The following is a 12448-nucleotide window of genomic DNA, read 5'->3' on the forward strand; positions in this document are numbered from 1 at the left end:
TGATGGTCACGCTGCCAGGTTGGTGTGAGGGATAGACGAACCAGGTTTTATAAGCATGTTTGCTTATCTGGCTCGTTTTGGAGAAGACGCAAGGATTGCGAGATTATGTCGTGGTTGTATGGACTTTAATTCGAGGAGTGGGATATATGAGGAAATATCTTGCGAATCTGAGGTTTTCTGTATTTTTTAGTTCGATGATGGTGATTATTGTCATTATTTCATCGTGCTCAATACCCGGTCAATCTACAGCATATTCGTTGAGTCGCGTCGATTACGCCACTCCTTTTGCGGTTCCTGCAAGTACGCAGGTTGTCTATCTGCCACTGGTTCTGGGCGGTGGCACAGCGGCTCTTGAGTGGACTCAACTGGCAGGCAATCCGCAGCGTACTGCCTATGTGCCGGTAGATCTGCCCAAACCGTGGCGCGTGAAGTGGATCTGGAACGGACCTCCGAAAGGAAGAGATGGGACGCCGGCGCCGGGGCATCTGCGTTTACCACGCGGTGTGCAGCCCATTACCGGTGATGGCAAAGTGTATATTGGACACTACGACGGCATTGTTCGGGCACTCTCCGAGGCGACCGGTGATGTGGTGTGGTCAACCAGCATTGGCGGGCAGATCCTGAATACTGCTGCGTATGACCATGCGACACGCAGTGTTTATGTGGGTTCGACCAACGGGCGTTTGTATCGTCTGAATTCCGCCGATGGCGTAATTCTGGGCAATTTCAATGCTGGCGGGCAGATCCACATGGCGCCGCTTCTGGTCGATAATACGCTCTATGTTGGATCGACAAACGGAACCTTCTACGCCCTGGATAAAGTGTCGTTACAGCCACGATGGTCGTACAATGCTGGTGGCGCCCTCTACGGTTCACCCGCATACTCGTCCAGGTATGGCGGTCTTGTGATTATTCTGGTCGAAGGAACTCCTCGTCCTTCTGTGCACGCGCTGCAGATCGGTGACGGATCGCGTCGCTGGCGGCAAAATGGCGTTCCGGGTTTCGATCCTGAGGATCGTGGCGACAATCTGGCTTTCCTGGACACCTACCCGGTGGTATCAGATGTGAATAACGTGGTTATCGTCCGTACCTATCGCTCGCAAGAGCGACAGTACATGAATGCTGGCTCTCCGAACAATACTGCACCGCGCACGGTGGAAGAAATCCGCTCGCTGTTGACACAGCGACCGGATTTTGAGTCGTTCTATGTTCTGGATCTCGATACCGGCGCCAGGAAATATGTTGCTCCGATTGCGGTGGGCGGAGTCGGCGACGGTATCTGGACCGTCGGACCGCAGGCGGTTGTCAAGAAGATGAGCGATGGTTCCGAAGTTGCGTATGTGCTGTGGCGCACATACCAGGCGTGCGAATCGTTGGGCGGTTCTGCGTGTGATGCGCGCGACGATACGACGTTGGGCGAGATGGATCTTGCGACCGGAAATATCCGGTTTGTACAGGATTGGCGGAATGAAGGGACGATGCGTATCCACAGCGACGAGCAAAGCCCATTATCTATGGCGGGAGATACGATCTTCCATGCGCACTGGATGACGCTGGGCAGTCTTCGCATTACTGATCGTTCATCCAGGTATGGCAGCAGTTATACCAATCCCATCCGCACCGAAGAGGTCTATCCGGTTGTCAACGGCATTCGTGTCGGCACATGTCCGAGCCGGAGCAATTACTTCTGTCCTGAAGCGATGCTTCTGCCGAATAACGAGCCCAATCAGGATCCCGGTTTCTATATCTACTATACGAACCAACCCCAGTACGACCTTTGGTGGTCCTCTTCCACCGGTAATCCGAACAATCCCGATCTTCCTCCGGCAAGCCCGGTACGTAGCGCCGCCATCAGTAACAAAACGATTTACTGGAAAACAGTGGACGGTGCGATTATCGCTGTGGGACCATAATTGGTGTGCTTGGAGGGAGTGGAGGTGGCGCCTTCACCCCTCCCCTGACAAATTGCATACTAAGAGCCTATCCGAAAAACGGTAACCTTTTCGCCTGCGGCGTGATTGCCGTGCGCGCCGCCGGGTTATTCGGATAGGCTCTAAGACGTGGAAGTCCGACGGGCTGGTCTACGGGCGAGCGGGATGCGCCCCCTCACGCCCGCGCAGGCGGGCTTCCCGCCTGCCAGCCGCGACTTCAGTCGCCAGGCGGCGAGCGGAACCACCCTGTCGCACAAGGTTCGTCGTTCCGACACTCGAAACAGTCATGCGACCCGGTGTGCTGAGAGCCTATCCGCAAAACTGTAACCTTTTCGCCTGCGGCGTGATTGCCGTGCGTGCCGCCGGGTTATTCGGATAGGCTCTAAGACGTGGAAGTCCGACGGGCTGGTCTACGGGCGAGCGGGATGCGCCCCCTCACGCCCGCGCAGGCGGGCTTCCCGCCTGCCAGCCGCGACTTCAGTCGCCAGGCGGCGAGCGGAAACACCCTGTCGCACCAGGTTCGTCGTTCCGACGCTCGCAACCGTCATGCGACCCGGTGTGCTGAGAGCCTATCCGCAAAACTGTAACCTTTTCGCCTGCGGCGTGATTGCCGTGCGCGCCGCCGGGCTATTCAGATAGGCTCTAAGACGTGGAAGTCCGACGGGCTGGTCTACGGGCGAGCGGGATGCGCCCCCTCACGCCCGCGCAGGCGGGCTTCCCGCCTGCCAGCCGCGACTTCAGTCGCCAGGCGGCGAGCGGAAACACCCTGTCGCACCAGGTTCGTCGTTCCGACGCTCGAAACAGTCATGCGTCCCGGTGTGCTGAGAGCCTATCCGAAAAACTGTAACCTTTTCGCCTGCGGCGTGATTGCCGTGCGCGCCGCCGGGTTATTCGGATAGGCTCTAAGACGTGGAAGTCCGACGGGCTGGTCTACGGGCGAGCGGGATGCGCCCCCTCACGCCCGCGCAGGCGGGCTTCCCGCCTGCCAGCCGCGACTTCAGTCGCCAGGCGGCGAGCGGAAACACCCTGTCGCACCAGGTTCGTCGTTCCGCCACGCGAAACCGTCATGCGACCCGGTGTGCTGAGAGCCTATCCGCAAAACTGGAACCTTTTCGCCTGCAGCGTGATTGCCGTGCGTGCCGCCAGGTTATTCGGATAGGCTCTAAAAAGTGACCCGCTCAGCCCGTGCAGGCTGGCTTCGTGTCCAGGCGCCGTGCTTTCAGACGCCAGGCGAGCGATGTAGGTGAAACGTCTATCAATCGCCGCATCTGAGACTGCTATCGCGACAGCAGCGGCAGGAACACTCTCGACCGCACCTCTACCGGCGCGCCCCAGGTCACAATGAGCGTGGGACGCGCTTCATTAGCGAAATCCCCAGCTTCCGAAGAATGTAAGTACTTGCTGGTATGCATCGGCTCGGCTGCCGTGTAGAGTGCAATGTTGAGCGGCGTTCCGGCAGCGCATGCCTCAGCAACAGCGATCGTTGCAACAGCGATCGTTGCATCCCATGAGTAAGGAACGCCTGGGAAGAATAGTTTCATACGAGATCCTCATCTGGCAATACGACTTACGCAAGGGAAATTCCACACGAAAGTCGAGACGGGTAACAGGTCCCTCGCAGAAATACTAGCCGATCGATCCTGCGCACAACATGACAATGCGCATCACAGTTCCAACGACGGAAGAAAGTTACAGAATTATCACCCGGTATCCACCTCGATACAGGGCGCCGTCATCCCGGCGTGCTACGGTATATCCGCTTGAATATCGCACAAACGCCACGAGCAGCACGCACGGAGAATACGATCCTATGGCGGTCACCACATCAGCGGCAGCGACAGACGTTGCAACATCAGCGACTCGTCTGCACGAGCGCTCGTTTATCGCACTGGTCGGCGCACTGGCGTTGATACTCAGCTCGCTGCCGATCCTCGCGGGGCATCTGTTTGCGACTCCAGAGCGCCAGTTTGCTGGCATTGTGTACAACATGCCGGATCACGCGCAATACTTCGCCTGGATGCGCGATCTGGCGCGCGCGCCGCTGGCGCCAAACCGACTGACACCAGAACCGAATGCACCGGCGTTCTTCAACCTGCTCTGGTGGACGGTTGGGCGGATCGGGGCGCTGACCGGTCTGGAGTATGCTGCGCTCTGGTCGGGGCTGCGGATTGTGGCAGTGATGGCTGTGCTGGCGTCCGGGTATGCTTTCCTGAACCTGGCAGTTGCCGATGTGCGACAGCGTCGCCTGGCGTATCTCCTCTTTGTGTTCGGCGGCGGTCTGGGGTTCATCTGGGTGATTGTCAAGTATATCTACAGATTGCCAGAAGCGCCGTTTCCATTCAACATCTATACCGCTGAAGCCAATACGTTCTGGATTTTGACAGCGTTCCCCCATTTCGGTATGGCGCTGGCGCTGATCGTGGCAATGATGGCGTTACTGCTTCAGGCGGTTCGCACCGGACAGTATCGCTATGCCGTCGTATGCGGCGTTCTGGGGGCGATCCTGGGGTTACAGCACGCCTATGACCTGATCACGATCTATGCCGTGATGGGATCGTTTGGCGTGCTCGTATGGGCGCGTGACCGGCGTTTTCCGGCGTTTTTGTTCCGTTGCGGGATCATCATCTTTGCGCTCTCGGCGCCGGCTGCGGCATACCTGTCGGCGCTGGTGCTGCTCGATCCGACGTGGGGTAAAAAACTGAGCCAGTTCGACAATGCCGGCGCCTGGACACCGCCGCCGTGGGAGTTGCCCATCCTGCTGGGTGTTCCGTTTCTGCTGGCGCTGATCAGTGTTCGCCTCCGCGCCTTGCAGAGCCGAAATGATGCCGAACTCCTGGTCGTTGTCTGGTTTCTGAGCCATTTTGTCCTGGCATACCTGCCGGTCAAGTTTCAGATCCACCTGCTTCTCGGCTGGCAGATGCCAATAGCGATCCTGGCGGCTGCGGCAGTTTTCACCCGTGTCGCGCCCTGGCTGCAACGCCGCCGTCCGGCGCTGCTGCGACCGACGCTCGCGCTCCTCGCAGTGCTGGCTGTGGCGACGAATGTGTATCTCGTTGCATGGCGGTTTGTCGATTTTCGTCGCCTCGAAGCCCCATACTACCTGACCCATGGGGAAGTGGAGTCGCTCGCATGGCTGGAAGCGCACGTCACCGCCGATGATGTGGTGCTGGCGGATCTTGAGTATGGGCAGCATGTGCCGGTGCGCACCGATGCGCGCGCATTCCTGGCGCATTGGGCGGGGACGCTCGATTTCCACGGGAAACGGGCAATGGTGCGCGACGTTTTCGATCCCGCTGTCTCCGATGCACGGCGGCAGGAAATCCTGACAGCGTACCGGGTGACCTATCTCGTCGTTCGTGAGCGGGACAATGCTGATGAGGCACTGTCTGCGGCGGTCGGGCGCTATCTGACGCTGGCTTTTTCTTCAGGCGATACGACGGTCTATCGGGTGACAGCAACACATCTGCCGAATGGGTGACCCATGATAAGAATCGTTCGCCAATTCCGTGTCGAAATCCTGCTCTTCCTCATTTTGCTGGCATGCTACGCCTACTTCCCGCCGCGCTGGGCCGACTGGAACCAGAATTCGCGGCTGAACCTGACGCTGGCGATTGTCGATGACCGGTCATTCCAGATCGACCGGTTCGTTGCCAATACCGGCGACTACGCGAAGTATAACGGGCATTACTACAGCGACAAAGCGCCCGGCACGTCGTTTCTCGCAGTGCCGGTGTACGCCGCCGTTCGCCCGGTGTTGCAGACGGCGCCGGTTCAGCGTTTCATCGAACGTCTCGGTTCATCGGCGGCATTTGGGGAAACGCTGCGTCCCGGTGGCAGCGGGCTGGCGACAGAGAAGGTCTATTTCGCGCTGGTGTTGATGATTGTGTCGTTTGCGACGGTTGCGATCCCGGCTGCGCTGTTGGGTGTCGTGCTGTACCGTTTCCTTGAACTGTTCGACCTGGGGATGGGGTGGCGCGCAACGATTGCGTTGATCTACGGTCTGGCGACGCCAGCGTTCCCCTACTCAAATGCGTTTATGGGTCACCAGCAGGTCGCCGCTCTGCTCTTTGGGGCGTTCTGGCTGGTCTTCCTCATCGGGCGACAGCGCCTCTCACCGCGCTGGATGCTGGTGGTGGGCTTTCTGCTGGGATGGACGCTGATCACCGAATATCCGGCGGCGCTGATCGTTGCTGGCATTGGATTATATGCGCTCATCGTTCTCCCTGATAGACGCTGGATTGTGGGCGCGGCGCTGGCGGGCATTCCGCCGCTTGCGCTCATGATGGCGTATAACTTTGCGATCTTTGGCACCGTGCTACCCGTTGGCTACAAATACTCGGAGTTGTGGCAGGCGGAGCATCAATCCGGTTTTATGAGCCTGGCAGGACCGAACCGCGAAGCGCTGTGGGGCATTACTTTCGGCGTCCATCGTGGTCTGTTTCTGCTGGCGCCGGTGTTGCTGACCGGGCTGGCAGGATTTGTCGCCTGGTGGCGCGCCGGAATCTACCGCCGTGAACTGGCGGTCTGTATCTGGGCGGTTGCGAGTTTCCTGCTGTTCAACGGGTCATCGGTAATGTGGAGCGGCGGTTTTGGCGTCGGACCGCGCTACCTCGTGCCGATGCTGCCGTTTCTGGCGTTCGGTATGGGCGCGTTCCTTGCAATGTGGGGCGCGCGCTGGCAGGCGCGGGTGACGCTGGTCATCACAGGTGGCTGGTCGTTGCTGAATGTATGGGCGCAAACGATCGGCGGGCAGAGTTTTCCGCAGTATCAACCGAACCCATTGCTGGATTATTCGCTGCCGGAACTCGCCGCTGGCAATGTGGCGCGCAACCTGGGCATGGCGCTGAATCTCAGCGGCTGGTCGAGCCTGCTGCCGCTGGCGCTGTTTCTGGCGGTGAGCATCACCGTGCTCTTTTTCGTGATCCGTGGCTCTGGCATGACGGAACGCGCCGATCAGCCGGTTGTGAGAGCGCGGGGGGTTGCGGGTTGAAGGCTGTGCCTGACAGGCGAGTACAGCTGCAGGGAAAACCCCGGCAGTTGTGAGAAGTCCCGTCCCAGGGATGACAGTGGGGCGGGGCAGTGCAGATCTGACAGCATATGAGGAGCACCAACGCAATGATCCGTCCAGAGGCGCATCGTATGCCACATCTTCAAACGACGACGGCGACCGGATCGATGTACCGGATCGTTGTGATCATGCTGTTCGCAGCGGCGGCATTGCTGGCGACGATTAACCTGCCCTACGCGCCGCGCACCTGGTTCGATGAGGGATCGCATCTCCACGTACCTGAGACGCTGGTCCGATACGGGAAGTATGCCGACATCAGCGCCACTCCTGATGGCGGCGTCGAGTTCCGCTACCACGGTCCCACGATCGGCATCGGTCCGACGATTATGCTGCCGGTTGCGGCGGTCTATCAGGCGTTCGGCATCGGTCTGACGCAGGCGCGACTGGTGATCGTGATCTATTTTGCTATTGCAGTTGTTGCCGGGTATGCGCTTGCGCAGCGTCTCTATGGCGGGTGGCCCGCGCTCATCGCCCTGGCATTGCTGCTGGCGTCGCGCACGGTCAACTATGAGGGGTTGATCGAGTATGGGCGGCAGGTGCTCGGCGAGGCGCCGGGGGTCGCATTCGTTTTTCTGGGAATGCTGGCATGGCTGACTGCGTTGAAGACGGCGACAGAGCTGTCGGCGCAGCGGACGCATCTCATCTGGAGCGTGCTGGCAGGATTGGGGTTCGGGATGGCGCTGGTCACGAAGAATCAGTTCGTGCTGATTGTACCCCTGGCGCTCCTGTTGACCGCGCTGCTCGACTGGCGCTACTACCGGGCTGGCAGTTGGGTGCTGCGTCTGGTTCCTCTTGTCGTGTCGGTCGCGTGCTTTGGCGTCTGGACGTTGACGCAGTTTGCGCTGCTCGGTCCCGGAACTTTCTTCGAGAACATTCAGCAGACACGTCAGGCAGCTGGAGGCGCGATTTTCGTCTTTAATATCCGATCAACGCTGCGCGCCGGATATTACCTGTTGCGCCCGGATCTGTACGGCGGGTTGATCGTTCCGGCGATGGCGTACACCATCTGGCGCGCGCGCAGCCGCACGTCGCAGGGGTTGAGCGAAGCGCTGCTGGCACTGTTGATCGGTCTGTGGCTGGCATGGTTCGTCGGCGCTTCGCTGGGCTGGCCCCGCTATGCATTCCCGGCAGTCGCCCTGAGCGCGCTGACCGTCGCCCGTCTGGCATTCGACACGGTAGCCTGGTTGCGCCGTCTGCTGCCGGTTGCCGCGACAGTTGCGGTTGTCTACCTGATTGCGATCATTGCGTTGCCGCTCGCTCTGACGGCGCGCGTTGTGTTCACTCCCGACGACAGTGCACAGCGGTTTGCGGCGTATCTGAATGCCACCGTGCCGGAAACGGCAATCATCGCAACATGGGAGCCAGAACTCGGCGTATTGACCGACCACAACTATCGCTACCCGCCGCAACCGACGCTCGATCAGGCAGTGCGTTCCACCTGGCTGGGGGGTGCGCCGGTTCAGTACAACTGGTATGCGGAGCGCCCGACGTATGTCGTGGTTGGCGGTTTCGGCAGTTATACTGGCGTGTACAATACGCCGGAACTGGAACGCCACTATATTCAGGTGGCGCAGATCGGAACCTATGCGCTCTTTATGCACCGTTAACACGTTTCACTCATCAACATCCGTGCTGAACCGTCGTATCCGTGTCGATCCGTGTTCTCTCTCGGTTCTCCGGCTCGCATCTGGATGGATGCTGCTGGTTCTGTTGCTGACCTCATGTGCGCCATCAGTCACGGATCGCGCAGCCCAACCAACGCCGCTCCTTACCGATGCGCTGCCGACGCCGCGATTGGAAGGCATCGCCGCCGAGCGGCGGGAGGTGCGCTTCGTCAGCGGCGACGTGGAACTGGCTGGCGAACTCGATCTGCCGATGGGTTCCGGTCCGCACCCACTGGTGTTCATCATTCACCACTCCGGTCCTGTTCCCCGCGACGCATACGGGTATCTGGCAGAGATTCTGCTGCGCGCTGGATATGCCGTCTTCCGTTTCGACAAACGCGGCACTGGCGCGAGCGGCGGGGTGTACGGGTGTTGCGAGCGTGACGATGCACTGGCCGCCTATCGCGCAGCCGTAGCGCAGGCCGGGATTGACCGCTGTCGCGTCTTCATTGTGGCGCAGAGCATAGGGACGCAACACCTTGCTGCGCAGTATCAGGCATACCTTCAGGTACAGCGTCCACGCGGCGTGGCGCTCCTCTCGAATCTGCTGCGTGCCGACGATATTGTGCGCATCGCGGCGCCGATCATCATCATTGTGGCTGATAGCGAACCAGATCTGAACGCCATCGGTCCGGAAGCGGCAGCAGCGCACAATGCGCGCTACGCAGCGGGTTCGACATTGTACATCGCCGACGGCGCTGAACATACCCTCTTCGACATCCGTGATGGTCCGATTGATTGGACTGATCCTGCATGGGTCGACCGCTATCACCGTGGAGCAATGCAAGCGCTTGTGCAGCAACTCGATGCGTGGAGCGCTGTGCACGTGTCGGGATCATGCTCATCCCTGCGATCAAGGAATGTGATAGCGAACCCCAACCGATAGCATTGGACTGATGAAGCCTGCCACTGAAGTCTCAGGCGCCGGATGCTGCCAGTTCAGGCGTCTTTGAGGGTGTCTGCTGTGATCAAAGTGTCATCCAGCGACGCGACACGCTCTATGCACAATCTGTACGATAGGGTTGGTAAAAGTTCTATGTCGGGGCGGCGCTGTCGGGGCGCCGCTTGCCGCACCGGGGCGCACCTGTCGGGGCGCGGCATGCCGCGCCCCCGACGGGCAATGACGGGATGTGCGTCGTCTCGTCATTGCGACAGCACATGAGACACGCTAACGCGCAGTGACGCCTATCGCGCTGCCGAACGCCTGCGTCATCTCAGTCGTCTCCCAGGAACGGGAGCGGATTGAGGGAGATGTCTCAAACGTATTTGGAATGACGATAACTCGTGGAGGCAGTTATGAGGAGCGGATGTTTCGGGTGGTTGCAGATCGTGGCAATCTTAACAGTCATAGGCATCCTCCTGCCGCTCGCAGGTACGACGCAGGTAACACCGGCCAGAGGTGAGCATCTGGTGCAACCTTCGAGCGCACCCAGGGTGCAGACAACCTGGCAGACGGCACGCGCCGTATCTGTGACTGCCACCTCTGTACCGGCGCCGGCAAATGCAGCCTCGCTGTATCTGCCGCTTGTGGTCAGTGATCAGCCAGTCAGTGGGCCGCCGGAGGAGTGGAGCCAGCACGCGCACGATGCGCAGCGCACTGGCTACACCCCGCAGACCGTCCCGTACCCCTGGCGCTGGCGCTGGTCCTGGAACGGTCCTAACACCAGCGGCGGCATCGCCAAGGTCACCACCGGCGGCTCGCTGCCGCGCAACGTTCAGCCGGTCACCGGAGGAGGCCGCGTGTACATCGCCGCTGGCGTGGACGGCGTCTTCGCTCTGAGCGAAGCCACCGGTCGGCAACTCTGGCAACGCAGCGGCATCGGCGCCATCCGCTCGACCGTCGCCTACGACCGCGACACCAGCGCCGTGTTCGCCGTCTCCGCCAATGGGCGGCTCTACAAATTGCGCGCCCAGGACGGCGCCATCCTCGCCGACTTCAACGCCGGACAGACCAGCGACCTGCCGCTGCCGCCCGCTGTCCTTAGCGACCGTGTGATTTTCTCGATGGGGAACGCCGTCTTCGCTGTGCACAAGCAAACTATGCACCAACTCTGGCGGTACAACGCTGGCGCAACCGTCGCCACTCCGCCATCCTATTCCCCCTCGCGCAACGTCGTCATCGTCGCCACCGAGCCAGACCTCTTCGTCCACGCCATCAACAACGCCAGCGGCGCCCGCCAATGGCGCGTGCGCCCGGTCCACGCCAGTCGCACCTTTGGCGACCCGACCGAGTTCCGCTACGGCTGGCCCGTGATTGCGGACGGCGCCGGGTATGTGCTGGTCAAGGTCCGTTTGGATTGGGAAACCACGTGGCGTGACTGGCCCCAAACCAACAGCGAGATGCGCCAGTTTCTGATCCAGAATCCCGGTTATCAGGCGCTGTTCGTGCTCGACCTCGACGACGGGAGCAGGCCGTTCATCGCCAATGTCGGGCACGGCGGCTACGGCGACGGCGGCTATATGCCGATGGGACCGCAACCGGTCGTCAAGCGGCTCGCCAACGGGCGCGAGGTGGTCTACACCATCATTCGCGCCAGACACGCCTACGATTCGCGCTGGGATTCGCACTTCGGCGAGATGATGCTCGACAGTGAGACGGTCAGCGGGCTGCAAGGCGGCGATGTGCGCTTCATCGCCTACGACTATCCGCCGGGCAGCGCCGATCCCTACCTGCTGACCGACGAACAGCCGAATGTGTCAATGGCGGGCGACTATCTGTTCGGCGCGCACTGGGAGGCGGGTTTTGCGATGCGCATCCTGGACCGCTCGGCGGCGCGCGGCAGTTTCAGCAACAAGATTACAACCCAGCGCCTGGCGACGATTGCGACCTCGCAGGATAACGCTGACGCGTGCCCGTTCAACGCATCGCACTACTGCGCGAGCGGACTGGAAAACACGCGCTTCTATGATGCCGGGTTTTACATTTACTATCGGCAGGGGAAGGTGTACGACAAGTACTGGCGCGAATATGCCTCGTGGACGGTGAGCAACGAGAATGTCTACTTTGTCAGCACCGACGGCGCGGTGGTGGCGCTGACGAGCGGCAATCCGCAGGCGAGCGAAGTCTCATCCCTCCCGCTGGTTGAGGCGCCGCCGCCGCCGCCCGACCCGCAACCGGTGGCGACCATTCCGTACACCGAGGCGCGCGCCTGGGAAGGGCGAATGGTGACTGTGACCGGCACGCTGCGCTATATCTTCAACAATGGCAAATATGTGTTGCTGGGGTTCAGCAACCCACACCAGGGGAGTTTCAAGGCGCTCATTCGGAAGGCGGATTGGGAGCGCTTCGGCGGGCGACCGGAGGCGCGCTATCAGGTCGGGCAGGAGGTGCGGGTGCGCGGGGTCATCGCGTGGTATCAGGGAGACCCGGCGATCTTTGTGACGACGCCAGAGCAGATTGAGGTGTTGGAGCAGGTGCTGGCGCAGGAGGCGCAGTAACCCGAACGGCAAAGCACACTGACCAGTGCGCCGTGCACGTCTCTTTCTCGACAGATAGTCGCCACTTTGATACGGAGGCGTCGTTAGCGGTTCTCAGATACGTTGACCCTTGTTTGGACCTGCCGTGTCGCACGAGGTATCGCTTTCAGCGGAGTGTAGACCGAAATGATGGAGATTGAGAATTTATTCCGCTATACCGCGCTAGCCGTGGGGCTGAAGCCCTCGGCTAGCCAAGGCGAAGCCCGCCTGCGCGGGCTGTAGCGGATTATTTGATCAAAGACCATTATTTCGGTCATCGCGTGGGGTGCGCCATTCCCAGGAGTGGTCAACCTTGTCCATCAGGTTCA

The 12448-nt window shown here is 60.4% G+C and carries 11 protein-coding genes; 6 read left to right on the forward strand and 5 right to left on the reverse strand.

Annotated features, from left to right (window positions below; translation table 11 throughout):
• Nucleotides 1-257 precede the first annotated feature (257 nt).
• Nucleotides 258-1913, forward strand: a complete 1656-nt coding sequence (locus tag ROSERS_RS21860; RefSeq protein ID WP_198136331.1) for an outer membrane protein assembly factor BamB family protein — start codon at nucleotides 258-260, stop codon at nucleotides 1911-1913.
• Nucleotides 1914-2081: 168 nt separating this feature from the next.
• Here ROSERS_RS21860 and ROSERS_RS26290 read toward each other — a convergent pair whose 3' ends face one another.
• From ROSERS_RS26290 to ROSERS_RS21865, 5 genes are all read right to left on the reverse strand, one after another.
• Complete coding sequence (locus ROSERS_RS26290; protein WP_157041189.1) at nucleotides 2082-2219, reverse strand: hypothetical protein; 138 nt, start codon at nucleotides 2217-2219, stop codon at nucleotides 2082-2084.
• Nucleotides 2220-2341: 122 nt separating this feature from the next.
• Entirely contained in the window at nucleotides 2342-2479 is a 138-nt protein-coding gene (locus tag ROSERS_RS26295; RefSeq protein ID WP_157041017.1) for a hypothetical protein, read from the reverse strand.
• Between the two features lie 122 nt (nucleotides 2480-2601).
• Nucleotides 2602-2739 (reverse strand): hypothetical protein, encoded by a 138-nt coding sequence (locus ROSERS_RS26300; RefSeq protein ID WP_157041190.1) that lies wholly within the window; start codon nucleotides 2737-2739, stop codon nucleotides 2602-2604.
• Between the two features lie 122 nt (nucleotides 2740-2861).
• A complete protein-coding gene (locus tag ROSERS_RS26305; protein ID WP_157041191.1) occupies nucleotides 2862-2999 on the reverse strand; it encodes a hypothetical protein in 138 nt (45 codons plus the stop codon).
• A 209-nt stretch (nucleotides 3000-3208) separates the two neighbouring features.
• Nucleotides 3209-3472, reverse strand: coding sequence for a hypothetical protein (locus ROSERS_RS21865; protein ID WP_011958918.1), 264 nt, complete (start codon nucleotides 3470-3472; stop codon nucleotides 3209-3211).
• 269 nt (nucleotides 3473-3741) lie between these two features.
• Between ROSERS_RS21865 and ROSERS_RS21870 the strand changes: the two genes are divergently transcribed.
• The 5 genes from ROSERS_RS21870 (at nucleotide 3742) to ROSERS_RS21890 (ending at nucleotide 12101) form a co-directional block, all read left to right on the forward strand.
• Entirely contained in the window at nucleotides 3742-5409 is a 1668-nt protein-coding gene (locus ROSERS_RS21870; RefSeq protein WP_011958919.1) for a hypothetical protein, read from the forward strand.
• Nucleotides 5410-5412: 3 nt separating this feature from the next.
• Nucleotides 5413-6921 (forward strand): hypothetical protein, encoded by a 1509-nt coding sequence (locus tag ROSERS_RS21875; protein ID WP_011958920.1) that lies wholly within the window; start codon nucleotides 5413-5415, stop codon nucleotides 6919-6921.
• Nucleotides 6922-7070: 149 nt separating this feature from the next.
• Entirely contained in the window at nucleotides 7071-8606 is a 1536-nt protein-coding gene (locus tag ROSERS_RS21880) for an ArnT family glycosyltransferase (RefSeq protein WP_232282705.1), read from the forward strand.
• A gap of 88 nt (nucleotides 8607-8694) precedes the next feature.
• Nucleotides 8695-9549 carry an alpha/beta hydrolase family protein gene (locus ROSERS_RS21885; RefSeq protein ID WP_157041192.1) on the forward strand — a complete coding sequence of 285 codons (855 nt, stop codon included), beginning with the start codon at nucleotides 8695-8697 and terminating at the stop codon, nucleotides 9547-9549.
• 443 nt (nucleotides 9550-9992) lie between these two features.
• Nucleotides 9993-12101, forward strand: coding sequence for an outer membrane protein assembly factor BamB family protein (locus ROSERS_RS21890; RefSeq protein WP_232282706.1), 2109 nt, complete (start codon nucleotides 9993-9995; stop codon nucleotides 12099-12101).
• Nucleotides 12102-12448: the final 347 nt, after the last annotated feature.

The organism is Roseiflexus sp. RS-1, from assembly GCF_000016665.1.
In the GTDB taxonomy this organism is placed as follows: Bacteria; Chloroflexota; Chloroflexia; order Chloroflexales; family Roseiflexaceae; genus Roseiflexus.